At 38.1% G+C, this 26928-nt stretch carries 21 protein-coding genes and 1 pseudogene; 15 read left to right on the forward strand and 7 right to left on the reverse strand.

All coding sequences use genetic code 11. The features are described 5' to 3' along the window. Positions 1-270: 270 nt before the first annotated feature. The 9 genes from gltB (at position 271) to ABFY81_RS11630 (ending at position 14065) form a co-directional block, all read left to right on the forward strand. On the forward strand, positions 271-4746 hold the full coding sequence (gltB, locus tag ABFY81_RS11590) for a glutamate synthase large subunit (RefSeq protein ID WP_171220357.1): 4476 nt from the start codon (positions 271-273) through the stop codon (positions 4744-4746). A 69-nt stretch (positions 4747-4815) separates the two neighbouring features. Continuing rightward, the gene (locus ABFY81_RS11595) at positions 4816-6237 is read left to right on the forward strand and encodes an FAD-dependent oxidoreductase (protein WP_019457868.1); all 1422 of its coding nucleotides are present in this window, start codon (positions 4816-4818) and stop codon (positions 6235-6237) included. Positions 6238-6410: 173 nt separating this feature from the next. Continuing rightward, entirely contained in the window at positions 6411-7298 is an 888-nt protein-coding gene (locus ABFY81_RS11600; protein ID WP_191016398.1) for a metal-dependent hydrolase, read from the forward strand. Between the two features lie 130 nt (positions 7299-7428). Next, positions 7429-8019 (forward strand): LemA family protein, encoded by a 591-nt coding sequence (locus tag ABFY81_RS11605; RefSeq protein ID WP_002051712.1) that lies wholly within the window; start codon positions 7429-7431, stop codon positions 8017-8019. 21 nt (positions 8020-8040) lie between these two features. Further along, on the forward strand, positions 8041-9126 hold the full coding sequence (locus ABFY81_RS11610) for a TPM domain-containing protein (protein WP_347913821.1): 1086 nt from the start codon (positions 8041-8043) through the stop codon (positions 9124-9126). Continuing rightward, the gene (locus ABFY81_RS11615; RefSeq protein ID WP_347913822.1) at positions 9120-9680 is read left to right on the forward strand and encodes a TPM domain-containing protein; all 561 of its coding nucleotides are present in this window, start codon (positions 9120-9122) and stop codon (positions 9678-9680) included. Before ABFY81_RS11610 ends, ABFY81_RS11615 begins: the two co-directional genes overlap by 7 nt. A 340-nt stretch (positions 9681-10020) precedes the next feature. Then, positions 10021-10455 (forward strand): pilin, encoded by a 435-nt coding sequence (locus ABFY81_RS11620; RefSeq protein WP_068932358.1) that lies wholly within the window; start codon positions 10021-10023, stop codon positions 10453-10455. Between the two features lie 450 nt (positions 10456-10905). Beyond that, positions 10906-12204: a Wzy polymerase domain-containing protein gene (locus tag ABFY81_RS11625; RefSeq protein ID WP_347913823.1), complete on the forward strand. Its 1299-nt coding sequence runs from the start codon at positions 10906-10908 to the stop codon at positions 12202-12204. A gap of 232 nt (positions 12205-12436) precedes the next feature. After that, positions 12437-14065 carry a Wzy polymerase domain-containing protein gene (locus ABFY81_RS11630; protein ID WP_347913824.1) on the forward strand — a complete coding sequence of 543 codons (1629 nt, stop codon included), beginning with the start codon at positions 12437-12439 and terminating at the stop codon, positions 14063-14065. 42 nt (positions 14066-14107) lie between these two features. Here ABFY81_RS11630 and bfr read toward each other — a convergent pair whose 3' ends face one another. The 7 genes and pseudogenes from bfr to gmk all read right to left on the reverse strand — a co-directional run bounded on the left by bfr (position 14108) and on the right by gmk (position 19020). Next, positions 14108-14572 carry a bacterioferritin gene (gene bfr, locus ABFY81_RS11635; protein WP_000678123.1) on the reverse strand — a complete coding sequence of 155 codons (465 nt, stop codon included), beginning with the start codon at positions 14570-14572 and terminating at the stop codon, positions 14108-14110. Between the two features lie 244 nt (positions 14573-14816). Next, a complete protein-coding gene (locus ABFY81_RS11640) occupies positions 14817-15011 on the reverse strand; it encodes a bacterioferritin-associated ferredoxin (protein WP_004705220.1) in 195 nt (64 codons plus the stop codon). Between the two features lie 208 nt (positions 15012-15219). Further along, positions 15220-15603: a RidA family protein gene (locus ABFY81_RS11645; RefSeq protein WP_004705222.1), complete on the reverse strand. Its 384-nt coding sequence runs from the start codon at positions 15601-15603 to the stop codon at positions 15220-15222. 121 nt (positions 15604-15724) lie between these two features. Beyond that, the gene (locus ABFY81_RS11650) at positions 15725-17830 is read right to left on the reverse strand and encodes an HD domain-containing protein (protein WP_347913825.1); all 2106 of its coding nucleotides are present in this window, start codon (positions 17828-17830) and stop codon (positions 15725-15727) included. Between the two features lie 39 nt (positions 17831-17869). Further along, positions 17870-18000, reverse strand: a pseudogene (locus ABFY81_RS11655) (hypothetical protein). A 39-nt stretch (positions 18001-18039) separates the two neighbouring features. Next, positions 18040-18318 carry a DNA-directed RNA polymerase subunit omega gene (rpoZ, locus tag ABFY81_RS11660; RefSeq protein WP_000135049.1) on the reverse strand — a complete coding sequence of 93 codons (279 nt, stop codon included), beginning with the start codon at positions 18316-18318 and terminating at the stop codon, positions 18040-18042. Positions 18319-18390: 72 nt separating this feature from the next. Continuing rightward, positions 18391-19020, reverse strand: a complete 630-nt coding sequence (gmk, locus tag ABFY81_RS11665) for a guanylate kinase (protein WP_198071995.1) — start codon at positions 19018-19020, stop codon at positions 18391-18393. Between the two features lie 122 nt (positions 19021-19142). Here gmk and ispH point away from each other — a divergent pair, with 122 nt between their 5' ends. The 6 genes from ispH to ABFY81_RS11695 all read left to right on the forward strand — a co-directional run bounded on the left by ispH (position 19143) and on the right by ABFY81_RS11695 (position 26922). Beyond that, entirely contained in the window at positions 19143-20093 is a 951-nt protein-coding gene (gene ispH / locus ABFY81_RS11670) for a 4-hydroxy-3-methylbut-2-enyl diphosphate reductase (RefSeq protein WP_077164860.1), read from the forward strand. A 167-nt stretch (positions 20094-20260) separates the two neighbouring features. Continuing rightward, a complete protein-coding gene (locus ABFY81_RS11675) occupies positions 20261-20734 on the forward strand; it encodes a GspH/FimT family pseudopilin (RefSeq protein WP_347913826.1) in 474 nt (157 codons plus the stop codon). Continuing rightward, on the forward strand, positions 20728-21288 hold the full coding sequence (gene pilV / locus ABFY81_RS11680; RefSeq protein ID WP_081409785.1) for a type IV pilus modification protein PilV: 561 nt from the start codon (positions 20728-20730) through the stop codon (positions 21286-21288). The genes ABFY81_RS11675 and pilV overlap by 7 nt, the downstream gene beginning before the upstream one ends. Beyond that, a complete protein-coding gene (locus tag ABFY81_RS11685; RefSeq protein ID WP_347913827.1) occupies positions 21288-22289 on the forward strand; it encodes a PilW family protein in 1002 nt (333 codons plus the stop codon). Before pilV ends, ABFY81_RS11685 begins: the two co-directional genes overlap by 1 nt. Next, positions 22286-23104 carry a PilX N-terminal domain-containing pilus assembly protein gene (locus tag ABFY81_RS11690; protein ID WP_068932337.1) on the forward strand — a complete coding sequence of 273 codons (819 nt, stop codon included), beginning with the start codon at positions 22286-22288 and terminating at the stop codon, positions 23102-23104. Before ABFY81_RS11685 ends, ABFY81_RS11690 begins: the two co-directional genes overlap by 4 nt. An 11-nt stretch (positions 23105-23115) precedes the next feature. After that, positions 23116-26922, forward strand: a complete 3807-nt coding sequence (locus ABFY81_RS11695; RefSeq protein WP_347913828.1) for a PilC/PilY family type IV pilus protein — start codon at positions 23116-23118, stop codon at positions 26920-26922. Positions 26923-26928: the final 6 nt, after the last annotated feature.

Raw genomic sequence — 26928 nt, forward strand, 5'->3', positions numbered from 1 at the left:
TGTGCTGCAAACTATTTTAGCCCTCTAAGAAGTGAATTCTATGCAGAGTCGTGGGGTCGAACTGCTTTAAAAGAGTGCGAAATAAGTCAAAACATTTTTCTAGCAAAAACCAGTGTACGTAAAAATGGAACAGCGTATATTGGCTTATCAGCCCAAAATTTTTTATTTGCGAAACATTGAGCTAACTATCATCGGTAGGCACTATCGCAAAAAGAAGTTGTTTGTTTGACGCTCGAAAGAGCATTATTGAAAGAAGGGTACGCTATGCACATGCCATCGCCTAATACTGTAGCTCCCGCTCAAGGTTTATATCAGCCTGATGAGTTTAAGGATAACTGTGGTTTTGGACTGATTGCCCATATGAAGGGTGAATCAAGTCATCATCTAGTAGAAACCGCGATTCACAGTTTAAGTTGCATGACGCACCGTGGTGGTATTGCCGCAGATGGCAAGACGGGAGATGGTTGCGGCTTATTATTGGCGATGCCAAAGCAATTTTTCCGTGATGAAGCAAAAAAACTAAGTGATATTACACTCAGTGAAATTTTTGCTGTGGGTACGGTATTTTTAAATATTGATCCAGCATTAGCACAGCACTCTAAAAATATTTTAACGAAAGAAATCGAGTCAGAAGGTTTACGTGTTCTTGCTTGGCGTATCGTTCCTACAAACAACGATGCATTAGGTGAAATTGCGCTTCAATCTTTACCAGCTTTTGAACAAGTCATTGTGAACTGTCCAATGGGTGTAACTGAGGTTGAATTTAACCGTAAGTTATTCTTGGCGCGTCGCCGTGCGGAACAACAACTCCAAAAAGATCCGTTATTTTATGTGACTACGCTTTGTTCAACAGTCATTAGCTATAAAGGCTTGATGATGCCTGCGGCAATTGCTGAGTTCTATACAGACTTAGCAGATGAGCGCTTAAAATCGCATATTGTGGTATTCCACCAACGTTTCTCTACAAATACATTACCGCGTTGGCCTTTGGCTCAGCCATTCCGTTACCTTGCGCATAATGGTGAAATCAACACCATTACAGCAAACCGTAACTGGGCATTGGCACGTACGCCTAAATTTGAAAACCCATTATTACCTGGTCTTACTGAGCTTAATCCGATTGTAAACCGCACAGGTTCAGATTCTTCAAGCCTAGATAACATGCTTGAGATTTTGGTGGGTGGCGGTATGGATTTATTCCGTGCATTACGCATGCTCGTTCCACCAGCTTGGCAAAATGTTGAAACTTTAGATGCAGACTTACGTGCATTCTATGAGTTCAACTCTAAGCATATGGAAGCTTGGGATGGTCCTGCCGGTCTTGTTATTCAAGATGGTCGTCATGCGATTTGTATGCTTGACCGTAATGGTTTACGTCCTGCACGTTGGGTAATTACCAAAAATGATTACATCACCTTAGCATCTGAAATCGGTGTTTGGGGCTATGAACCTGAAGATGTAGTTTCTAAAGGCCGTGTAGGTCCGGGTCAAATTTTGGTAGTTGATACCCTAACAGGTAAAGTACTTGATACTAAAGATGTGAGTACGCATTTGAAAAACATGCGTCCGTACCGCGAATGGCTACGTGATCATGCAATTCGTTTAAAAGCAGACCCAGAACTTGAAGAACAACTTGTTGATAAAGGTTTAACTGGTGAGGCATTAAAAGTAGCTCAAAAAATGTTTATGGTGACATTTGAAGAGCGCGACCAGTTACTACGCCCAATCGCTGAAAGTGGACAGGAAGCAGTAGGCTCTATGGGTGATGATACACCTATGGCTGTATTGTCTCGTCAAGTACGCCACGTGACAGATTATTTCCGTCAACAGTTTGCACAGGTAACAAACCCACCAATTGACCCGCTACGTGAGTCAATTGTAATGTCGTTAGAGACCTGTTTAGGTCGTGAACAGAATGTATTTGAGCAAGGCCCTGAGCATGCTGATCGTATCATCATCTCTAGTCCAGTATTGTCAAATTCAAAAATGCAGCAAATCCGTAGCATTGAGCGTCCGGGTTATGAAGCAGTTGATATCAACTTAAACTATGCTGAAGAAGAAGGTTTGCAAGCTGCGATTACACGTATCTGTGAAGAAGCGGCGCAAGCAGTTCGTGATGGCAAAACTTTAATTGTCTTAACAGATAAAAATATCAGCCAAGGTTTATTACCAGCAAACGCAGCACTTGCAACAGGTGCGGTACATCATTACCTCATCAAAACTGGTCTGCGCACTGATGCAAACATCATGGTTGAAACTGGTTTTGCACGTGATCCGCATCAATTTGCGGTACTACTTGGTTTTGGTGCAACCGCAGTTTATCCATATCTTGCGTACGACGTGATCAATGATTTGATTGCTAAAGGTGAGCTTTTAGGTGACCCAATCCATGCGCAAGCAAACTTCCGTAAAGGTATCGAGAAAGGCTTATTAAAAGTTCTTTCAAAAATGGGTATCTCTACCGTTGCTTCTTATCGTGGTGGTCAGCTCTTTGAAGCAGTAGGTTTATCATCTGAAGTGGTAGATCAGTGTTTCTTAGGTGTTCCAAGTCGTATTCAAGGTGCAACATTTGCTGACCTCGAAAAAGACCAGAAAAAATTAGCAGCGACAGCTTGGTCAAGCCGTAAACCAATTGATCAGGGTGGTTTGCTTAAATTCGTATTTGATAAAGAGTACCACGCGTTTAACCCAGATGTGATTAACTCATTACACAAAGCGGTTCGCTCTGGTAAGTACGAAGACTTTAAAGAATATGCTGAGTTGGTGAATAATCGTCCAGTAGCGACTATTCGTGACTTATTTAAGTTAAAAACAACCAATTCAATTCCAGTTGAGCAAGTTGAATCAGTTGAAGATATCTTGCCTCGCTTTGACTCGGCTGGGATGTCTTTAGGTGCGCTTTCTCCAGAAGCACATGAAGCAATCGCAATCGCAATGAACACGATCGGTGGTCGTTCAAACTCTGGTGAAGGCGGTGAAGATCCTGTTCGTTACGGCACAATTCGTAACTCGAAAATCAAACAAATCGCATCTGGTCGTTTCGGTGTAACACCTGCATATTTAACTTCTGCTGAAGTATTGCAAATTAAAGTTGCTCAAGGTGCAAAACCGGGTGAAGGTGGTCAGTTACCAGGTGGTAAAGTAAATGGCTTAATCGCACGTTTACGTTATTCAGTACCGGGCGTAACACTTATTTCACCTCCGCCACACCACGACATTTACTCAATTGAAGATTTGTCTCAGTTAATTTTTGACTTGAAACAAGTTAACCCGAAAGCCATGGTATCTGTGAAGTTGGTATCTGAACCGGGTGTAGGAACAATTGCTGCGGGTGTTGCAAAAGCTTATGCGGATTTCATTACCATTTCAGGTTATGACGGCGGTACAGCTGCATCTCCACTTTCATCAATTCACCATGCGGGTTCGCCATGGGAGCTTGGTCTAAGTGAAGCGCATCAAGCACTGCGTGTAAATGACTTGCGTGGAAAAGTGCGTGTACAAACTGATGGTGGTTTAAAAACTGGTCTTGATGTCATCAAAGCAGCAATTTTAGGTGCTGAAAGCTTTGGCTTTGGTTCAACACCAATGATCGCTTTAGGTTGTAAATACCTCCGTATTTGTCACTTAAATAACTGTGCAACCGGTGTTGCGACTCAACAAGATCATTTACGTCAAGAGCACTATATTGGCGAGCCAGAAATGCTCATCAATTTCTTCCACTTCATTGCGGAAGAAACTCGTGAATGGTTGGCAGCATTAGGTGTGTCTTCATTAAAAGACTTGATTGGTCGTGTGGACTTGCTTGAAGTATTACCTGGTGAAACTGAAAAACATGCGCATCTTGATTTAAGTGCACTGTTAACTTCACATCCTTCTGCTGAAGGTAAAGCGCAGTACTGTGAAGTACAAGGTAATGCACCATTCGATAAAGGTGTATTGGCTGAGAAAATGGTTGCAGAAATGCTTCCTGCAATTGAGTCAAGTGCAGGTGGTCAGTTCAACTTTAATGTTGTGAACTGTGACCGTTCAATCGGTGCTCGTGTATCGGGTGAAATTGCTCGTCGCTACGGCAACTTGGGTATGGAAGCACATCCAGTTGTAATGAACTTAACTGGTACAGCTGGCCAGTCACTTGGTGTATGGAACGCTGGTGGTTTACACATCCGTCTTGAGGGTGATGCAAACGACTATGTAGGTAAAGGTATGGCGGGTGGTCGTATTTCGATTTTCCCACCACAAGGTTCACCTTTCCAAACACAAAACACAGCAATTATTGGTAATACCTGTTTGTACGGTGCAACTGGCGGTAAGCTTTTTGCAGCAGGTACAGCGGGTGAGCGTTTTGCAGTTCGTAACTCTGGCGCATTTGCTGTAATCGAAGGTGCGGGTGATCACTGCTGTGAATATATGACAGGTGGTGTTGTGACTGTACTTGGTAAAGTAGGTCATAACTTCGGTGCGGGCATGACTGGTGGTTTTGCTTATGTACTTGACCTTGATAATGACTTCGTAGATTACTACAACCATGAGTTGATTGATTTAAATCGTATTTCAACAGAATCTATGGAAGATCATAAAGAGTTCTTATTGCGTATTATCGATGAGCATATCAAAGAAACAGGTAGTGCTTGGGCTTATAAAATCCGCAATGAGTTTGACTTCTACAGCCGTAAATTCTGGCTTGTAAAACCAAAAGCTGCTAACTTGCAATCGCTTTTGAAAACTACACAAGCTGACCCACAATAATTCCACGACTGCAAAGACATAGGCAGGTGCGGGCAACAGTGAAATCCGCGCCTACCCACGGAGAGAGACATGGCAGAACGCCTAAATAATGACTTTCAATTTCTGGATGTACCACGCCAAGATCCAGAGAAAAAAGATATTACTGTCCGCAAAGCAGAATTTGTGGAAATTTATAAACCTTTTACTTCGGAAACAGTCACTAATCAGACTCACCGTTGTTTAGGTTGTGGTAATCCTTATTGCGAATGGAAGTGCCCAGTACATAACTACATTCCGAACTGGTTAAAACTGATTGCTGAAGGTCAAATTTTCCAAGCTGCTGAGCTTTGTCACCAAACAAATACCTTACCAGAGGTATGTGGTCGTGTCTGTCCACAAGACCGTTTGTGTGAAGGTGCTTGTACTTTAAATGATGGTTTTGGTGCAGTAACCATTGGTAATGCTGAAAAATACATCAATGACACAGCTTTTGCTTTGGGCTGGCGCCCAGACATGTCACATGTGAAATGGACAGGTAAAAAAGTTGCAATTATTGGTGCAGGCCCAGCAGGTCTAGGCTGCGCAGATATTTTAGCTCGTGGTGGTGTTAAGCCAGTTGTATTTGATAAACGTCCTGAAATTGGTGGCTTACTGACATTTGGTATTCCAGAATTCAAAATGGAAAAAGATGTCATGAAACGCCGCCGTGAAATTTTCACAGGTATGGGCATTGAATTCCGTTTAAATACTGAAATTGGTAAAGATGTCACTATTGATGAATTACTTGCAGAATATGATGCAGTATTCATGGGTATGGGAACTTATACCTACATGAAGGGTGGCTTCCCTGGAGAAGACCTTGATGGGGTTTATGATGCGCTTGATTTCTTGATCTCGAACGTAAATCGTTGCCAAGGTTGGGAAAAAGATCCAAGTGAATACATTAGCTTAGATGGTAAAAAAGTTATTGTTCTAGGTGGTGGTGATACCGCTATGGACTGTAACCGTACTTCATTGCGTCAAGGTGCTCACGATGTAACTTGTGCATACCGCCGTGATGAAAGCAACATGCCGGGTTCTGCACGTGAAGTGAAAAATGCCTACGAAGAGGGGGTGAAATTCCTATTCAATCGTCAACCGATCGAGATTGTTGGTGAAAATGGCAAAGTAACAGGCGTAAAAGTAGTAACTACGCAAATGGGTGAACCTGATAGTCGTGGCCGCCGTAGCCCTGAACCAATTCCGGGTTCTGAAGAAGTTTTACCAGCCGATGCAGTTTTACTAGCGTTTGGTTTCCGTCCAAGCCCTGCAGACTGGTTTGGTAATGTGAATATCAATCTTGATGGTTCAGGCCGTGTTGTTGCAGCTGAAAAGCAAGAATTCAAATTCCAGACATCAAACCCGAAAATCTTTGCTGGTGGTGATATGGTACGTGGCTCAGACCTAGTCGTGACTGCGATTTGGGAAGGCCGTCAAGCCGCTGAAGGTATTTTAGATTACCTTGGTGTTTAATAAATTAATTTGTTAAATCACTCAAAAAAGCCTACTTCAAGTAGGCTTTTTTATTGTCTCCAATTAGTCAGTTTGACATTTTTGGCAAATACAATAAGCTTTTTTGCCCTTTTTAGTGCTTAAATCCCAAGACATACTCAAAGCTTCCTTCTTCAATACAGTAGGTGTTGAGTATGAACATCGCAGGTATGACGTCAGAAAAATCATATTTAAATCGTCGAAAAGCGTTGGGTATTACAGTACGTCGCCTTGAGTTTAATCCTCAAGCAATCAAGCGCTATTATTTTGCGAACTCACCTTTAATGTCTCATTTTCTAACAGCACTCTCTTCAACATTTCCAGTAGGAGAGCAGTTTTTTGTAAATAGTGTGCGTAATGTGCGCGACAAAGTTTCAGACCCTCAACTACAGGCACAAATTGCAGCTTTTATTGGGCAAGAAGCAATGCACTCGAAAGCGCATGGTGAATTTAATGAGGCTTGGCGCCGTGAAGACTATAATTTGGATCGTTTTCAAGCGTGGCTAAATGAACGTGATAAATATTTAAGAACAATTCCACCTAAGCTACAGCTGGCACTGACATGTGCATTTGAGCATTTTACGGCTTTGCTTGGTGGATATATTTTACAGCATCCCGAACTACTAAAAACTTTGGATCAAGATGCTCTAAAGCTTTGGGTTTGGCATGCTATTGAGGAAATTGAACATCGTTCAGTTGCATTTGATGTCTATCAACATGTCTATGGTGATGACCGTATTCGCCGATTATTAATGCGTAGTGTCACTACAGGATTTGCAAGTCTCGCTTTCTATGGAACAACTCGTTTATTTTGGCAAGATAAATGGAAAAGCTTGCCTAAAATAGGTGGAAATATTTTTGGCGTATATTTGCTTGTTAAAATGCTTATACAACTTACACCTGAATATTTTGCTTATTACAAAAAGGACTTTCATCCGAGTCAAACAGATTATGGACATATGGTCGATTACTGGAAAAGCTATTTGGCTGGTGAATATCAAATGACAAGTTTCCAAGAAGAAACAATGCAACGACCAAGCTAAAATAAAAACCGGATTTAAAGATCCGGTTTTTTAAATTTATAAAATAAAAGCAACACAATAATGCCAAATTCATCATACAATCGAGACAAGAGGTTAAAAATATAAAGAAAAACTTGAGGATGAAGTGACGATGAAAACGTTTAAACAACTGGTAATCGCGACAACACTTGCAAGCACCTTACTATTTTCCGGCTGTGGCTATAATACTTTACAGGTCAAAGATGAGGCTGTAACAGCGGCGTGGTCTGAAGTACAAAACCAATATCAACGTCGATCAGATTTGGTACCAAACCTTGTAAATGTGGTTAAAGGCTATGCTAAACATGAAGAGCAAGTATTAACAGAAGTCACTCAAGCACGTGCAAATGTTGCAGGTTTGAAAGTTGATAAAGAAGTATTAGAAGACCCAGCATTACTGGAAAAATATCAACAAGCACAAAGCCAGTTAACAGGTGCACTATCTCGACTTATTGCTGTTTCAGAAAATTACCCAGATTTAAAAGCCAACACTCAGTTCCAAGAATTACAGGTTCAGCTTGAGGGTACAGAAAACCGAATTGCTGTGGCACGTAATCGTTATATTACAACTGTTCAGGACTATAACTCTTATGTCCGTCAGTTCCCGCAAGCCGTAACAGCAAAAGTGATTGGTATGCATCCGAAAGCTAATTTCTCTGCGGAAGCATCGGCTCAACAGGCTCCAAAAGTTTCTTTTGATTAATTTAAATCAAGGAAGTGCCGCATGAGAAATACGATATTGCTTCAGTCTAAGCAAATTAAGGTATTCGTTATTACCTTAATGGTGCTTTGCTGCAGTGTTCTGTTTCAGAGTGCGGCTTGGAGTGAGAATAATATTGCCACTGCTATAGATGAAACTGACACGGTGGTGGCAGGTAAAATTATTCAACAGCAGCAAGCTCAAGCATCGAAGCCTAAAGTAAATGAGCAGGCTGCTTCAAGTGCCGCGCCTCAAGCTCAAGTTGCGAATGACATGGCTGATGGTGAATCAATTCGTGGTTTACCTACATTAAATCAGCCTGTCATTGATCAAGCCAATATTTTAAGTGAAGCTGAAAAGCAGCAACTTAACCAGAAAATTTTAAATTTATATCAGCAAGGTAAGGCACAAATAGGTATCGTGATTGTACCGACTACGGGCCAAGAAGATATTTTTGATTACGCTTTGCGTGTCGGTGAGAAATGGCAACTTGGTTCAAGTAAACGTGATAATGGTTTGCTTATCGCAGTTGCAATTAATGATCATAGAATACAAATTCTAACTGGATATGGTTTAGAAGGTGTATTGCCAGATATCGTTGCAAGCCGAATTATTCGAAATCAAATTACACCTTACTTTAAACAAGCCCAATATGCACAAGGCTTAAATGCTGGTATCGATGAAATTACAAGAATTTTAAATCTAGATCCAGAAGTTGCTCAGCAAGCTGCCCAAGATTTAAAAGAGCGCCAACATCAAGCTGCCGAAGAACAACAAGCCAAACAAACAACGCTGACGATGGCATTGTTTATTCTGATTGCTGGAATTGTAGGTTCGTTTATTGTAGGTCGACCTCTTAGTGCTTCTACAGCAGGTGTTGCTGCAGCAGTAGCAGGCTTTGTAAACGGTGCTGGCTTGGTTACTAGTTTATTACTTGGATTTGGTATTTTCTTTTTACTCATTACCTCAATAGCCCAACTTATTTTACAGGCTATTTTAAGTGGTTCTGGTGGGGGTGGACGCGGAGGCGGCGGCTTTGGTGGTGGAGGCGGCGGTTATGGCGGCGGCGGAGGTCGTTTTGGTGGTGGAGGTGCTTCAGGGTCATGGTAACAACATCAGAAACAACACACATTATTACTCAACCCAAAATTGAGGAATATGTAGAGCCAAGTTTGAAACGTTGGTTTAAGCATCTTTGTTATTTCCCTGCTAGTAGTCGCTATTTTAGTAAAAAAGATAAACAAGCGATTGCCGAAGCAGTACGACAAGCTGAAATTGGTCATGTTGGTGAAATTCAGGTCGTTATAGAAGGGCATATTCCTTGTTCACAAGCATATAGGCAAAATACACGTTTGAGGGCACAACAATTATTTGCAGAACTTGGGGTTTGGGATACTGAGCTTAATAGCGGTGTGCTGCTCTATTTAAATTTATGTGAGCGAACAGTAGAAATTATATTTGACCGCGGTATCAGCAATGCAACTACTGATCAAGTTTGGCAAAAGATTTGTGAATCTATTGTGCAGCAGCTCAAACAAAAACAGTATCTACAAGCTGTAGTAATTGGGGTTCAGCAAATTGGTGATGTGATGTCACGTTTTTACGATGAGAATATGCCAGATCAAAATAATGAATTAGGCAATGCACCGATTATTATTAATTAGCTTATCTACCTAAAAAATCAGCTTTTTTAAAAATTATTCCAAATATGGTGGCTGACAAAAATTGTCATCTATTTATCTGCTTTTAAAGAGATTTTTGTCACATTAAAGAGTAAAAAAAAGAAATAGGATGTGAAGTAATTTTTATTAGTGATTCAATCCTAATAAAATTATGGTGACAATTTTTGTCAATTATTTGCCTAATATACCCTGGGGTTTAATTGTTATAAATTATAACTTATTGTTTTTAAATTAAAATAAAAGTTGGCATAGTTGCTGCAATATATTCTATAGCTCAAAAAGCTTATATAAAAACATACATACAATCTTTGGGGAAAAGGCTATGAATGCACAAAAAGGTTTTACATTAATTGAACTCATGATCGTGGTTGCGATTATTGGTATTTTGGCAGCAATCGCGATTCCTGCTTATCAAAACTATATTGCTCGTTCGCAAGTTGCAGCGGGGCTTGCAGAAATTAGTCCTGCTAAAACAAATGCTGAAGCAAAATTAGCAGAAGGTATTTCTGGATCAATTACCACTGCAGCAGGATTAGGTGTTCAAGCCTCAACTAAACGCTGTTCTGCTATTACAGTTAGTGTAAGTGGTACAGACGGTGCAAGTACGATTACATGTGCATTGTTAGGTACATCAGCGATTCAGACTAAAACAATTACTTGGACTCGTACAGCAGACAACCCAACATCAGGTGCTATTGGTAGCTGGAGTTGTTCTACATCAGTAGCCACTGAATTTAAACCAAAAACTTGTCAATAATACTCAAAATTAATTCAAAAAAGGAAAGATAGCTCTATCTTTCCTTCCAATAATGAAAGTTTTTATGATTAAAAAATATTCTATTTTAATTTCTGGTTTTTTTTTGCTTTAGCAATTCTTAATCCTATCCATTTCCGACCTTGGGCAAGTTTTTTATCTGAATATTTTGGTTTTATTTCTATAATTTTTGTTTTTCCAGTATTTTTTAAAAGAAAACTGTATATTCCAAAAATAATTATTCCTATTTTGATTATATCTTTTATTCCCTTGATTAATTATTTTTTTGGTGAAGTATTCTACTTTAGTAATGCCTTTTTATCTTTTATTTATATATTTTATTTCTGGTTAACTGTTGCTATAGGATATAGTTTTTCATTACCTGAAAAAGTATATAATGAGTTTTATGATAATAAGAAAAATGACTTACTATTCATCTTGACAAGTCTTATTATGTTTGTAGGTTTTTTATCGAGCCTTATTGCTATTGTTCAATGGTTGAACATAGATAAAAATAATATGTGGATTGCAGAGCTATATGGAAACCGGCCTTATGCTAATTTGGCACAGACAAATCAATTATCTACATTTCTTATTTTAAGTGTACTTTCTGGTTGGTATTTATTTGAGAAAGAAAGGTTTAATAATTTTCTTTTAATTTTTATTTGTGTGGTTTGTATTTTTTCCATTACTTTAACACAGTCAAGAGTAGCTTGGATTAATATATTTTTTATAACAGCTTTTTATCTAAGTCTAAGCTTTATCAAAAAATACAATTTTAAACTCAAATATAAAACCTTCTATTGCTTTTTATGCTGGTTTTTATTGTGTGTTTGGTTCTTACCCTATATAAATTCTATCTTATCAAATTTTTTTGTTGTTACACAGACTGCTTCCGTTGTTGCAAGAGCTTCATCAGGTTATGAGCGATTGAATATATGGAATCAGATGTTTCATGCGTTGTTATTGAGGCCATGGGGAGGTTATGGATGGCATCAAACCACAGCAGCTCAATTTTCTATTATTGATCAATATCCAGCTAAAGAATGGGCAAGTAGTGCACATAATTTATTTATTGATTTACTAATTTGGTGTGGTATCCCACTTGGTTTATTAATTATATTTTATATTTTATATTTGTATATTAAAATTTTAAAAAATGTTATTAATATTGAAAGTTTTATTGTTAGTATAATGATATCTGTTGTTGGTATTCATTCAATGTTTGAATACCCATTATATTATAGTTATTTTTTATTTTTGGTGGCATTGTTTTTCGGTATTTCTTTGTCTTATGTAAAAAACATAGAGTTAAGCCTATCTTATGTATTTATTAGAATTGTTTTTTTAGTAAGTATCATAGGATCCTTCTGTATTTATCAGCAATATAATCGTATTTGGGATAATATTATTGCAGGTCAGACAGCTGAAATGAATAACTCTAAAAATGAGATAAATTTACCATATAAGTTATATTTTTTTGATATGTTCGATGCTAGGGCTGCTTGGATAGCTCAATATCCTAAAATGAAAGTTTCATCTGAAAAAATAATCGCTGCTGAATATATGGTAAAGACTTATCTTACATCTTATGATGTCCATAAATATGCATTGTTATTGGCGTATAATGGTTATGAGTTTGAGGCAAAAAGACAACTAAAAATATTAGAAGTAATGTATGGTGAAAAAGTCGCATATCAGAGTTTATTTGAAAGTTTGGAAGATAAAAAATTAACTAAAGATCGCAATTAAAAAGATCAGAATTTTTGAAAAGAGTAATTTAAATAACTTTATATCTTAAAAGTTATTTAATAGCTTTTGATATGGTTGTTGTTGGTGAATTAAAGCTCGGGTTGTTGAGATTGTAGGTTGAAAAATCAGCATATAAAAGTAAGAGATTTAATGAGTGGAGTGTAGGTGGAACTTAGTCCTTATCATTCTCTTCCATGTATAATTCTCTCAAGTTTTAGTCTCTAGCCTTACTATGCAAGTATTTTTCTTATTCCTCGCTGCAATCCTATTAGGTTTTGCTTGGTTGTCTCCATTTCACTATAATCCTTGGGTGATGTTCTCTAGTGAGATAAGTACTTTTGCAGCAGGTTTAAGTGTCTTAGCTGCTATTTTTCATCAAAATATTAAAATTCCGCGTGCACAATTATTGCTTTTACCATTTGCTTTAATTCCAGTGGTGCAGTGGGCTTTGGGATTAGTTTTTGATTTTAGTACAGCTTTGTTAAGTTCACTTTATTTTTTAGGCTTCTGGTTTATGGTTGTAGCGGGTTATAACCTATCATTAGAGCCACAAAAAAGAGATGAGATTTTTACAGGTTTTAGTTTACTTACTGTTATTGTTTCAGTTGCAACGAGCGTTATTGCAATTTGTCAGTGGTTAAACGTTGATACCCATTTTGCACACATGCTGCATTTAATAGGTAACCGTCCATACGGAAATTTTGGCCAACCTAATAATATGGCAACCTTTCTCCTTATGGGGTTAATAGGTTGTTTATTTTTATATGAAAATAATAAAGCATCAGTTTGGCTACTTTTTCCATCAGCACTGACTATTTTATTTGCAGTTGCCTTGAGTCAATCAAGAACCTCTTGGATTGTTGTTCCATTTTTACTTATTTATTGGGTGATTAAAAAGTATAAAAAACAAAAACGTTTTGGAGCAATCCAGAGCATTTTTTGGTGTTTTAGTTTTTTTATGATCGCAGGTCTAATTTTACCTTATTTAACTAAATTTATTGAATTATCTACAAATACAGAAATAACAGAAACTAGTACATTAGTTGCTAGAGCAGGTTCTGGACATGAGCGGGTTGGAATATGGATGCAAATATTGCATGCTATCACTCAACATCCCTGGTTTGGTTATGGATGGAGTCAGACTAGCGTAGCAGGCATTGATAGTATCCGATTTGGGACAGTGCATGTATGGTTCAATAGTGCTCATAATGTGCTATTGGATTTAATCGTCTGGAATGGTATTCCAATTGCTACAGTAATGATTGCTTTGTTTGTTGGTTGGTTGTTTTGGTTAAATCAACAAGCGAAAGAAACGATCTCAATTATCGCGTTTATGATGGTCTGTACAGTACTTATTCATGCGATGTTAGAGTTTCCGCAGCGTTATGCTTATTTCTTGCTGACATGTGGTTTTTTATTGGGTGTAATTCAAGCACAGACTCCAATACTGAAAGGCGTTGTATTAAGTAAACAGCTTTTACGTTTAGTATGGGTCATAAGCTTGATGCTTGTAATCGCAATTTGGCGCGACTACAACGTATATGTAATGAATAGTAACTTACTATTTAAAAACAAGCAGCCAAATGCTGAGTTTATGGGAAGCGATCGAATTTTTGTTTTAACTCAATTTGATCAACGTTTAAAGTGGATTGCACTTAATCCTAATGTAACTTTATCTGAAGCAGAATTAGTTCAATGGGGAAATTTTGTGAAGAACAAAGCAACTCCATATAATTTGCGTAAATATGCTCAGTTACTTGCTTACAATGGAAAAGTAGATCAAGCAGAGCAACAAATATTTATTTTGCAGCACCTTTATGGGCAGCACACAACACTTTCGGAATTATTAAAAGATAAATAAAAAAAATCCCCTTGCACTACAAGGGGATTTTTTTATGCAAGATTACATTTGGCTCTGGATATAATTTTCGATACCAACGCTACCGATAAGGTCAATTTGAGTGTCTAACCAATCCCAATATTCTTCTTCTTTTTCTAGAATTTCTTGTACTAAATCACGCGTTACATAATCTTGTTCTGTTTCAGCTAAAGCGACTGCTTTTTGAATAGCTTCAATGTTTTCTTTCACTTTGCGAATATCACATTGCAGAACTTCTTCTGTATGTTGACCAATATATAATTTACCTAGATGTTGAAGATTCGGGAGGCCTTCTAAAAATAAAATACGTTCAATAATTTTATCTGCATGCTTCATTTGACGAATTGATTCTTTATATTCAGCAGAACCGAGTTGTTCAATTCCCCAGTCATTAAACATGCGAGAGTGTAAAAAGTATTGGTTAATTGCAGTTAAATGATGATACAGCACTTGGTTAAGCTGATTGATTACATCACGATTGCCTTTCATTGTAGCTACTCCAAAACAATTTCTGCCTTAATCCAATTAAGGCAATCTATGAGTTCATTTTAGTGAACAATCATGGAGATGGCGAGTAATTTATAGAACAGCAAATGAAAATCGCAATCAAAAACAACACAATATTGGTAAAGGTGAATTTCCTTCCAAAAAAAACCGCTTGAATGAGGAACAATGAACGTTCCACAAAAAGCGGTGGAGGAGTCAATAATTAACTGTTAAATACTAATTTTTATTATGCAGCTACCGAAATGCGTGCAGCAATTTCAGCTAATTCATCACTAATAATAGCACGTGCTTCTGGTGCACAGCGTCCGCAGCAAGTACCAAGGTCAAGCAAATCACGAATTTCACGATAGCTTTCAGCGCCATTTTCAATAGCGTCTTTGATATCTTGATCTGTAATGCCACGACACAAGCAAACGTACATGGGAGTGATCCCCAAATATAAATGCGATAATTGATATTATTGATAATTATTATCGTTTGTCAATGAAATTCATTTAAAATCTCATTTATCTTTATTGGGATTTTGGATAAAAAAATACCACCTAAGCGGAAATCTGAGAGTTGTCCAGATTTTTAAGCACGGTGGTATTTACGTTTTTCACTAAATATTTAAGAATTAAATTGTTATCTTATTGATTAATAATAACAATGCCGTCCATTTCAACTAATGCACCTTTGGGTAAACTTGCTACCCCAAGTGCTGCGCGAGCTGGATATGGCTGAGCAAAATATTCACCCATGATTTGGTTTACAAGTTGGAAGTTAGATAAATCAGTGAGAAAAATATTGAGTTTTGCAATATCTGCAAGTGAGCCACCTGCGGCTTCACAAACTGCTTTAAGGTTGTCAAATACGCGGCGAATTTGAGCTTCAATGCCTTCTACAAGTTCCATACTGTATGGGTCTAAACCAATTTGCCCTGATAGATAGAGAGTGTTGCCTACTAAAATGGCTTGAGAATATGTGCCAATAGCAGCAGGGGCATTTTCAGTATGAATGACTTGACGGGACATTTGGTTCTCCTTGATTAAATCTTTTTCCATCATAATCGATGATACGTTTTGACAAAAGTATCATCGATTTAATTAATTAAGTGATTTTGGAAAGTTAGATTTTAGTAAAGCAGAACAAATTTTAGCTAACTTTGGAAATTTCCGCCTGTGGAGCTGGGGCATCTAAGCGTTCAATACGTGGGAATCCGTAGTGCATGCGTAAATCACGAATAACTTTTGCAATATGCTTACGATTGTTCACCACAATATTGAAGAAAGTTCGTTGCTCGTTGGAATGTACCATTTCTACCCCTGCATTATTTTTACGGCATTGATAGATAAGGTCTGATACCTGTTCATCATTCATAGCCATATAAATCGCAAGGTAGGCAGTAAAGCGTACATCATCTACATCATCTGCTTTCCATTGAAGCGGCATGATATTTTCTGGATGCAAATGCTGTTCATGCAGTAAATTATGACAACGAATACGATGCACAATTAATCCACGGCGTGTTAAGTGACCTTGAATGAGATCGCCCAAAACTGGATTGCAGCAGTGAGCATATTTAACATCGATGCCTTCAGTACCCTGAATTAATCGGTCTGAATTTTCTACTTGTGGATGTTTGTCATTTGCAAACAAATGATTGGCTACGAGTTGAGGAAGTAAGTCTCCAACTGCGATTTGCTCAAATAATGCATCTTTATTATCAATATGACGCCATTGTAAAAGATCTAGCCAATCTGCTTCTGAAAGATCATTGATTGAACGGTTAAAGAGTTTTAATGCTCGTGAAAGTGCCTGTGCACCCACTAAACGTTGTTCTTCAATATCTTGATCTTTGAGTACATGTTGTAACGCACGGCGGGCTTTTTGAGTATTAATGAAGCTTAACCAGTCCGGATTTGGAGTTGCTAAAACATCAGTAATGATTTCAATCACCTGTCCACTGACTAGGGGAGTTGAAAGTGGTTTAATTTCACCATCAACTTTTGCACCTACTGCATGGTTACCCAAGAAAAGGCTTGCTGAATAAGCAAAGTCAACTACCGTTGCGCCTTGTGGTAATTCGTGTAGTTGGCCGTGTGGGGTGTAAACCCAAATTTTTTCTTGATGTAAGTAATCTAATAAATCATTAAAAGTTGTTTTAGCACATTCACCGTCAATGAGTGTATTTAAGTTCTGCATTGATGCTTGAATGGCAGAACGACAAGTTTGCGGCGCATTTTCACCTAATACCACACCAAAACGGGCAGCTTTACGCATGAGTTCAGTTTGAATGGTGAGTGATAGTGTAGTTTTTTCGCCTTTAAGCTTGATCAATAAAGATTGATTGCCGCCAGGTAATGGGCGTCGAATATGGTCTTGGTATTCGATAACTTGAAAATTTTCTTTTAATGCTGCAAATAAACGGTCACAGTCGGCAACTGACTGTAAAATAATTTCAAAGGCATGACTATGGGTAAGCTCTTGTAAATCCATCTCGCTTTTGACGAAATGGCGTAATAGTTCAATATTATTATTTTTCTTTTTAATACGGCCTTGAATATGGTAGTTGTGCAGAAGCTCTGCTAGATTTTGTTCCCAAATGCTTTGGTATTTACATCGTTCGGGTTTGGTTTGGAGTAATGCATTCTGGACGTTATCAAACATATCTAAATCAAGATTTTGATAACATAAATTTTCAAGATTATCAGCCATTTCATTCATGCCGACTAATCTTGCCATAGGTACAAAAATATCAAAAGTTTCTTGCGCGATACGAGCACGTTTATCGGGACGCAAAGCACCTAAGGTTGTCATATTATGATAGCGATCGGCTAGTTTAATAATAATGACGCGTGGATCTTGTAGTGTTGCTTGTAGAATTTTTCTGAAAGACGCAGCTTTGTTGTATTCTTTATCACTTGATTGGCTTAGCTTGGTCACGCCATCAACTAGCTCTGCAACAGTTTGGCCAAATCGCTCAGTAATATCTTCTTTAGTATATTGAGTATCTTCAATGACATCATGTAAAAGGGCTGCCATTAAAGTTTCAGCGTCCAATCGCATATTAGCTAAAATACAGCTAACAGCAATGGGATGTAAAATATAGGGTTCACCACTTTTACGTGTAATACCAGTGTGTGCCAGATCTCCAAAATCACAGGCAGCAAGCACTTTCTCGACTTCACTTACGGATAAGTAAGGTTCGATAATTAATTTGAGCTGTTGCTTGGCTTGGCTGACCTCTTCGCCTGGCATAGACCACCCTTTTTCTGTTGCTTAAAAAACTAAATCTATCTACTTCTTAATGAAAAGCATATTGCGGAACTTGTCAATTTTTTCGGTTGAAAAAGTGTATTTTTTTTTCAATGAAAATAATTGTTTTTGCCAATATATTTTAAATATGAAGAAGCCAAATAAAAAACCATCGCAAAGAAACGATGGTTTTTTTATAGAAACAGGAGTAATTAGAAAGAAAAACCTTCTAAATTCAAGCTGTTTGTAGAAAGGGCAAGATCAAGACTCGAAGTTTGATAATCTTGCTCACGTTGTTTAAGAATTTCTTTCGTTACGTGACCTACAGCGATTTCACGTAAAGCAACAACTGTCGGTTTGTCGTTATCCCATTCTACAGTTGGCTCCATGCCTTGACGTGCCAATTGACGAGCACGTTTACTTGCAACGAGCACAAGCTCAAAACGGTTGTCTACATGATCTAAACAATCTTCAACGGTGACGCGTGCCATAAAAGTTCTCGTTCTGGAATGGTAAATTTGAACAGACTAAATAGTATAAAAGGCTTTCGTTCTAGACTCAAGTTATTCCTGTTTTGGTTGAGGAGTAATCAAGTCTTGAATTAATGTTTGGTGTCTTTTTGCTTGCTGAGATAGCACTAAACGGTTCGCTGTAATCACAGCTTCAAGCTCATGTAAGGCTTTATTAAAATCATCATTGATAATGATGTAGTCAAAGTTCGTATAATGCTGCATATCTTCAACAGCACAGCTTAAACGATGTTCGATCACGTCAACAGAATCTGTACCGCGATTAGATAAACGCTGACGCAAGTCAAATTGAGTAGGCGGTAAAATAAAGATTTGTTTAGATTCAGGAAACAGCTTACGTACTTGCTCTGCACCTTGCCAATCAATTTCAAGCAAGACATCATGTCCTTGAGCTAACTGTTGTTTTACGGTTGCTTGCGAAGTGCCATAGTAGTTACCAAATACTTCAGCGTATTCAATAAATCCATCTTGGTTAACTTGGTCTAAAAAGTCATCTTTTGTTGTGAAGTGATAGTGAACACCATCTAATTCACCTGGTCGTTGACCTCGGGTAGTATGCGAAACTGAAACATGTAAATTGCTTACACGGTCAAGTAGGGCTTTCACCAAAGATGTTTTGCCCGTTCCTGATGCAGCAGAAACGACAAACAATAGACCCGACATGATATTTTTCCTGATATGATAAAATATCTTCGCTATTGTAGTGTACCGTGCGTTTAAACTGAATAGTTTTAACTGCAAATATTTAAGAGAAGTTCCCCTGTTTTATTAATTTTGAGGCTGTTATGGAAATTGTGTTAGCTAATCCGCGTGGTTTTTGTGCCGGTGTTGATCGAGCCATAGCAATCGTCAATCGGGCTTTGGAATGTTTTAATCCTCCTATTTATGTACGTCATGAAGTTGTACACAATAAATTTGTGGTAGATGACTTGCGTCAAAGAGGCGCGGTTTTTGTTGATGAGCTGGACCAAGTGCCAGATGACTCAATTGTAATTTTCAGTGCACACGGTGTTTCAAAAGCAGTCCAACAAGAAGCTGAGCGTCGAGGTTTAAAAGTCTTCGATGCAACTTGTCCTTTAGTTACCAAAGTGCATATTGAGGTCACTAAATATGCTCGTGAAGGAACGGAAGCAATTTTAATTGGTCATGAAGGTCATCCTGAAGTGGAAGGTACGATGGGGCAATATGACAAATTAAAAGGTGGGGATATTTATCTGGTAGAAGATGAGGCTGATGTAGAAGCACTGCAGGTAAGATATCCAAATAAACTTGCGTTTGTTACACAAACGACTTTATCTATTGATGATACAGCGAAAGTTATTGATGCATTGCGTGCGAAATTCCCAAATATTCAAGGGCCACGTAAAGATGATATTTGTTATGCAACTCAAAATAGACAAGATGCGGTACGTGACTTAGCTGAAAAATGTGATGTCGTATTGGTAGTTGGTTCACCTAATTCATCAAATTCGAATCGTTTACGTGAACTTGCTGAACGTATGGGGAAAGCTGCCTATCTTGTCGATAATGCTGATCAGCTTGAACAGTCATGGTTCAATGAAACTTGTAAAATTGGTGTAACAGCTGGTGCCTCAGCTCCAGAAATTTTAATTAAGCAAGTCATTCAACGTTTACAAGACTGGGGTGCTCAGGCACCTAAAGAGTTAGAAGGACGTGAAGAAAATATTACTTTTAGTCTTCCTAAAGAATTACGCATTCATGTGACACAAGCATAAAATGTGACTTATTTAACATACTGATTTTAAAAAGTTAAACAGATAATTGTGATGTGACAGTTATCTGTTTTTTTATACCCTTTATCTGGTTTGTATTCGTTTTGTAAAACTAAAACGTAAAATTTATATAGAAATAAAAATTTTTAAGTTTATTTGGGGTTATGGAGATGAGGGGGAGTATTCCGCAAGAAGGTTTCACTCTGGTCGAGCTTATGGTAACAATTGCGGTTATGGCTATTATTGCAATAATAGCTGCACCATCAATGTCAAATTTATTAGAAAGTAAACGCTTAGATACTAATCAAAGAGACTTAATTAACGCCTTAACTGAGGCGAAAAGTCAAGCTGTACTTAGTCGTCAGAACGTTTCTGTTAATTTGAACTCAACAGCCACTAATACGACAATCTCATTAAATTGGCAACCTACCTCTTATAATACTATAACACTAAAAAATATAGCTGCTGATAGCACACAAAGTTCTTTAGTTACGACGACCTTAATTTTTAATTCAAATGGGATGGTAAGTAATATTAATCAGGATGCACTTATATCTATCTGTAATTCAAAAATAAATAAAAAGAAAAATTTTATACTTACAAAACTTGGAGCTTTAGTTTTTAAAGCTGAGGAGACATGCTAGTGCAGTACCATAAGCAAAAAGCTCAAGCTGGGGTGGGCTTACTCGAGGTTTTAGTTGCTTTAATTTTACTTGCTATTGGAATTTTAGGTTATGTTGCTTTGCAGCTAAGAGCTATGGATGCATCTTCTGAAGCGTTAAGTAAATCCCAAGCTATTATGATTACGAGGGGATTAGCAGAGAATATTCGTACAAATAGTACTCAAGTTGCTCAATATCCTGCATTTGTTCGTAGCTATACTAATTATTCATCTGACACGACGGCTCCTACTTTGTGTTTCAATGCAGTTTGTACACCTTCTCAACTTGCCCAATTTGATGCTTATCAAGCAGCAAAAAATGCTGATAGATTGGGTATGAAAATCACAATGACAAATTGTCCAGGTGTTACAAACACAATGGCCCAGCAGAGGCAATGTCTGTTTGTTTTTTGGGGAAAAACAGTGCCAGTGATTACTACAAATGGAACGACTACTAGTGTTGATGTTTCAAATTGTATGAGTAGTAACGGTGTTTACGAAACTAACTCAACTTGTTTAATGATGGAGGCATATTAATGATTCAGTCCTTCATTTCTCGTAAAGAACAAGGTTTTACCTTGATTGAGCTTATAGTTGCTTTAGCTTTAGGCTTAATTTTAGTAGCTGCTGCAATACAGTTATTTATTGGGGGGCTTTTATCGAGCAGATTACAAAAGGCAAATGCTGAAATCCAAGATAGTGGTATTTTTGGTTTGGAATACATTGCACGGGATATACGGCTGATAAATTTTGGTAATGTAGTTAATCCGCAATTAAATGATACAACTCCTTGGGGGGGGATTGTGTTAACTGGCTCAACCGCAAGCAATAAGAATAATGTTAATTTTGTCCCTAAAGTTGGAACAGATACTTATATTGCGGACACACTGCTAAGTCGTGGCGCAGGAGATACTGTGAGTACAGTGAGTAATCACTGGAAAGGTCTTTCAAATATACAGAATAGTTCAAATGCTGCTGTGCAAAGTGATCAGCTTACTATTCAATTCATTGCTCCTTCTAATATGACAAACTGTGAAGGCGTAAATGTTTTAGCGGGTGATCTTGTTGTAGAACGTTATTTTTTACGTTTGGACAGTAATGGTAATTCCCAGCAAGATTATGCACTTGCATGTGATGCAAATACTCCCTCCACTGTTGCCACAGCTCAACCTACCACTATTACTGGTTTGGGGGATGCGGGTCAAATTATATTGCCCCGTATAGATCATTTTCATGTGCTGTTTGGTGCAAAAAATGCAGCTGGAAATTTTGCTTATTATACGATTCCTCAATACCGTGCTGCTGCACAGGCTGCTCGAGATACTACACCACCTGTGATGCCACCACGAATTCTTTCAATACAAATATCAGTCTTAGCGCGCTCAACTAATAATGCCAAAAACAAAGCAATAGACCCAGCGAAGTCTTTTCTTATGTTAGATCAAACCGTACATGCCTCTGATAATACAACTCGTTTCTTACGTCGTGCGTATAACATAACGATTGCTCTACGCAATGCAATGGGGGAAACACTATGACCAATTTAAATTATAAGAATATTAAAGGTGGATCTAAAGAAAAAGGTGCCACACTTATTATTGTACTTATCATTTTATTAGTCATTATTTCTGTAGGTGTTTTAGCAATAAGAGTAGCTATTGTTTCTTTAAAAGTGGCTACTAATAGCCAAGTTGGTCAATTAAACTTTCAATCTTCAGATACTCCTTTGGAGCTTATTGTACAGATGAACCCAACCACATTGACTAATATTACCAATGTGATTGGTGCAGCACTGAAAGCAAATGAAAGTAACCCTGGTGCAGAATATAATTTTTGTTATAAGCCAACTTCTACATCTGTAAATTTTGCTCAAACTCGCGGAGCAAGTTTGCTTCGTGCAGGAAGTGCTGATAATGCTCAGGTTGAAGACGGCGGAGTGGTAGGTTTTTGTGATTTAACAAGTGATTATGGGAGTAGCCGCCAAGCGGTAGTCACTCAAGTTGCTGTCAGTATCCCAACCGATGCCCTTAATGATGTTCCGGGTTCAAATTTACCTCGAGGGACAAATGTATCTGAAGGTACACAATTACCTAAAAGTATGCTTTCTACTCAACGTATTCGGGTTATTACCACTGCCTTTTTACCAGCGTACGCATCTAACTCTATAGCAAACTTACAAGCTGATTGCTTAAGCACAAGTTCAGCAAGAATTAGTGACAATTTTGATACCGCATTAACGGCGAAACAAACCTTGGCACAGTGTTTGGCAAATCATAACGTGCCTTATAGCACGCAAGTTCAAGAATTTAATTATACCAATAAACTAACTCAAATTACGGCACCAGGTTCATAACGGGGAATATCGTGAAACTAGAATTGAAAAATTTTAAGCCAAATAATTTATGGTATGCCATCTGTTCGACTTCGGTTACTTTTACATGGTTAGTAACAAGTTCTGTTGTGCATGCAAGTGATTTACAAATTTATGCATCCCCTACAGCTGGTAAAAAAACCATTGTAATGATGTTGGATACATCAGGAAGTATGACTAACAATACTTATGGTGAAGACCGATTAGGCATGCTTAAAAATGGTATGAATGCTTTTTTAGCCAGTGACAATCCTATTTTAAATGATACACGTGTCGGGTTGGGAAATTTTTCTGCAGATGGTGATAGTCGAACTGGACAAATTTTGGTGGCTGCTGCTCCTTTGGGGGATGCGAGTACTTTAAACACTGTAGGTTCTCAGCGTTATAAATTAAAACAAGCTGTAGCCAGTTTAACTGCTGGTGGGTATACGCCTTCAGCACATGCGTATGCGGAAGCTGCTGCTTATTTGATGGGTACAACGACTTTAAAAAATATTAATTTGATAGATGCACCCATATATTTTTCATATGTAACATATGACCGACGAGGTCGAGTAATAACGAATTATAATGCTTGTACAGAATGGAATACAGAAGGAACAACATGTAATAGTTGGGATAGTTCATCTTTAAGTAATCCCCCTGTAATAACAGGATTGCAACAAACGTCATGTACTGCAAATATTGGGTGGCAATCGTTATCAGGCACCTGTTATAAAAAAACAGGTTTAATAACAATTAATAATTTAGATAGCGGATTCAATAAATCTATTAGTGGATCTAAAAATACGGATCAAAGTCAATATAACTCTCCTTTGCCTGCGGTGGCCGATCGTCAGAGTTGTGATGGGCAGGGTATTTACTTTTTATCAGATGGTGAGCCGAATAAAACAACAGATACACGTTCGGCAAGTGTAATGTCGAACGCTTTAGGGAGTACTTTGGGAGTAGATTTTAATTGCTCTGGAGGTTTGTCTAACACTACAGCAGACTCTGGTTGGGCTTGTATGGGGGAGTTTGCAAAAAGATTATTTGATAAAACAAAAAACCCGGCTGGAGTTTCTATTCAAACAGCATTTGTTGGTTTTGGTAGTGACTTTTCTAGTTTAAGTTCTTCTGATGTACAAAATGCCTGTCGTTTAAGTTCGAGAACCCAATCTGATCGTAAAAGTGATGATAAATGTTCGCCGAATCAGACCACAAATGCAGTCGCTCCCCCTGGTTATGGAAATGGAGGTTTTTTCCCCACCCAAAGTGCACAAGGTGTAACGAATAGCGTTATTGCATTTATTAGTAACTTAGGCAAGGTTCCGTTAGAACCGCTTACTACTGGTGCGATTTCCGTACCTTATGATGCACTAAATCCTAAAAATTTACAGGAATATGGATACTTACGTGCTTTTGAGCCTGATCCAGCAAATGCTTATTTAACATGGAGAGGTAACTTAAAAAAATATCATGTGGTTTTATCGGGCACAACTGCTGGTGCTTTTGAGGCAAATTCTGGTGGATTGGTCTATAACGCAAGTGGGGCATTTAGAACTGGAACTAAAGATTATTGGAATACATCGAATTACAACGATGGGGGTAAAGTCTTTTTGGGTGGTTCATATTCGAATGTTCCTTTACCAATTGCAGGACAATCGGAAGTAGTGAATGAGACGGGGAATATCACTAAATACTACTATGCAGCACAAAATAAAATACGCAACTTTTTTACAGATGTTTCTGCTGTTGCAACAGATGGAAGTCTAACTAAAATATCAACTACAAATACGAATCTACTGAAAATTCCTGCTGCACCTGCTGTAAATACAAACCCTTTTGACACACCGGCAAATACAGCAAGTTATGTTTTAGGTAAATTTGATCCATCGACTGGACAAGATATTCTAAAAGCTTTTCCAATTAGCTTAAAATTAAAAATATTGAATTATCTAGGTTACTCAACTGACATTGGTGCAGCGACTTTACCTTCTTCTTTGATTACATCGAATGAACCGTATTTATCGATGGGTGGGAGTATTCACTCTTTACCAGTACAGCTTACTTATAGTGGAACATTAGATGGAAATGGTAATTTAACATCTGCACGTGAACAATCTATTCTCTATGGAACGATGGAGGGTGGTTTACATATTGTAAATGCTTCAACTGGTGTGGAACAAATGGCTTTTGTTCCTGCTGATATATTAAGTGATCCTATCGCATCAAAAGCTTTAGTGGTTGGTCAAACTGATGCTACAGCACCTGCTCAGGGTATGGATGGAGCTTGGGTATCCGATCCTGCATACAGTATTACTACTTCAGGAAGTGGTAGTGATGCGGTTTCGAAAGTGACTGCAAAGCAAATGAATATTTATGGTGGTATGCGAATGGGGGGGAGTAGTTATTATGGCTTGAATGTATTAAGCCCTACTTCACCAAAACTACTTTTTAGAGTAGGGGCAGATCAAACGAATTATAATCGTATGGGGCAGAGTTGGTCTAAGCCCGTACTTGCAAATATTCGTTATAACGGGGTTATTAAAAGGGTCATGATTGTTGGTGGTGGCTATGATCAATGTTATGAAAACCCAAACATAACCTTGAGTAACTCTTGCTTTACGAATGGAAAAGCAAAAGGAAATGCTGTTTATATTATAGATGCTAAAACCGGAGAGCGTTTATGGTGGACCAGTGATACAGGTTCAAGTAATGATAACATTAATATGAAGCATAGTATTGTTAGCCGTATTAGTACTTTAGACCGAGATGGCGATGGTTTAGTAGATCATTTGTATTTTGGCGATTTGGGTGGACAAGTGTTTCGTGTAGATCTAAATAATAATCAAACACAAACTAATTCGACTTATAGTAGTTTTGGCATACGGGTTGTGAGATTGGCAAATCTAGCAACAAACGATACAACATATGATAGCGGAAATGATTACACAGGTGGAAATGCACCACGTTTTTATGAGCCGCCTACAGTCACTATACATGATTATGGCAGCAATACTTTTATCACTGTAGGTATTGCCTCAGGTGATCGTAGTACACCGTTAGATGTTTATCCGCTTACAGGGCGTGAGAAGATGTCACCTAGCACAGCATTAAGTGCAAGACCTGTAAACAATGTGTATGGAATTATCGATAAAGACTTTATTAAAAAGGATCTAATGTCTTTAACTGATAACCAACTTGAAACAAAAGATATTACACGGACAGGCTTAAGAAAAAATCCACAAATTCTGAGAACAGGTGAAACAAGTGTGGCTAAGATTTTCTTTCCTGATACTGGCGTAGGGCAAGGAGGTTGGTATCGCTCATTGTCTAGTAAGAGTGATGGTACAGAGAAAGCCAATGGTAGTTTCCGCATTAAAGGTGGACTAAAAGCATTTGAAGAACCTATGGCAGTTACAGGGACTTTAATTGTGCCTGTTTATGACCCACAAGGAACTGGTATTGTAGCGGCAGACCCATGTTTACCTCGTGTAGTAGGTGAAACAGATAGGCAGACTTACTGTTTACCATTTGGCGCCTGTCTTAATTCTGATGGATCAGTTGATCAAAATAAAGAGAATAAAAGTGGAATTCAAACAAAAACTGGCAGTAATTGCCCAGTGGGAGCCTCAGAATGTAATGAAAACGTAATTGGTTCAGGTATTCGTGGCATAGCATTTGTTCCAAAAATAGATGAGCCTCCAGTGACTAATAGTTGTGGGAAATTACAACTGTCTGGAAACGAGAGTGGAACGGGCGAGTGGCAGTGTACAAGTCATTTAGTTCCTACGCGCTGGTATGAGCGTTATCGCTAAGGCATG

Origin of the sequence: Acinetobacter sp. WA-87 (assembly GCF_039938935.1) — a bacterium.
Classification (GTDB): domain Bacteria; phylum Pseudomonadota; class Gammaproteobacteria; order Pseudomonadales; family Moraxellaceae; genus Acinetobacter; species Acinetobacter seifertii.

Bases quoted from the DNA above. Each gene is read 5' to 3' on its own strand.
- ABFY81_RS11630 (WP_347913824.1), top strand. From the start codon at position 12,437: ATGCAAGTATTTTTCTTATTCCTCGCTGCAATCCTATTAGGTTTTGCT.
- rpoZ (WP_000135049.1), bottom strand. From the start codon at position 18,318: ATGGCACGCGTCACCGTTGAAGATTGTTTAGATCATGTAGACAACCGT.
- gltB (WP_171220357.1), top strand. From the start codon at position 271: ATGCCATCGCCTAATACTGTAGCTCCCGCTCAAGGTTTATATCAGCCT.
- ispH (WP_077164860.1), top strand. From the start codon at position 19,143: ATGGAAATTGTGTTAGCTAATCCGCGTGGTTTTTGTGCCGGTGTTGAT.
- ABFY81_RS11625 (WP_347913823.1), top strand. From the start codon at position 10,906: ATGTTTGTAGGTTTTTTATCGAGCCTTATTGCTATTGTTCAATGGTTG.
- ABFY81_RS11640 (WP_004705220.1), bottom strand. From the start codon at position 15,011: ATGTACGTTTGCTTGTGTCGTGGCATTACAGATCAAGATATCAAAGAC.
- ABFY81_RS11605 (WP_002051712.1), top strand. From the start codon at position 7,429: ATGAAAACGTTTAAACAACTGGTAATCGCGACAACACTTGCAAGCACC.
- ABFY81_RS11620 (WP_068932358.1), top strand. From the start codon at position 10,021: ATGAATGCACAAAAAGGTTTTACATTAATTGAACTCATGATCGTGGTT.
- ABFY81_RS11645 (WP_004705222.1), bottom strand. From the start codon at position 15,603: ATGTCCCGTCAAGTCATTCATACTGAAAATGCCCCTGCTGCTATTGGC.
- ABFY81_RS11685 (WP_347913827.1), top strand. From the start codon at position 21,288: ATGATTCAGTCCTTCATTTCTCGTAAAGAACAAGGTTTTACCTTGATT.
- pilV (WP_081409785.1), top strand. From the start codon at position 20,728: ATGCTAGTGCAGTACCATAAGCAAAAAGCTCAAGCTGGGGTGGGCTTA.
- ABFY81_RS11595 (WP_019457868.1), top strand. From the start codon at position 4,816: ATGGCAGAACGCCTAAATAATGACTTTCAATTTCTGGATGTACCACGC.
- ABFY81_RS11615 (WP_347913822.1), top strand. From the start codon at position 9,120: ATGGTAACAACATCAGAAACAACACACATTATTACTCAACCCAAAATT.
- ABFY81_RS11690 (WP_068932337.1), top strand. From the start codon at position 22,286: ATGACCAATTTAAATTATAAGAATATTAAAGGTGGATCTAAAGAAAAA.
- bfr (WP_000678123.1), bottom strand. From the start codon at position 14,572: ATGAAAGGCAATCGTGATGTAATCAATCAGCTTAACCAAGTGCTGTAT.
- ABFY81_RS11610 (WP_347913821.1), top strand. From the start codon at position 8,041: ATGAGAAATACGATATTGCTTCAGTCTAAGCAAATTAAGGTATTCGTT.
- ABFY81_RS11600 (WP_191016398.1), top strand. From the start codon at position 6,411: ATGAACATCGCAGGTATGACGTCAGAAAAATCATATTTAAATCGTCGA.
- ABFY81_RS11675 (WP_347913826.1), top strand. From the start codon at position 20,261: ATGAGGGGGAGTATTCCGCAAGAAGGTTTCACTCTGGTCGAGCTTATG.
- gmk (WP_198071995.1), bottom strand. From the start codon at position 19,020: ATGTCGGGTCTATTGTTTGTCGTTTCTGCTGCATCAGGAACGGGCAAA.
- ABFY81_RS11650 (WP_347913825.1), bottom strand. From the start codon at position 17,830: ATGCCAGGCGAAGAGGTCAGCCAAGCCAAGCAACAGCTCAAATTAATT.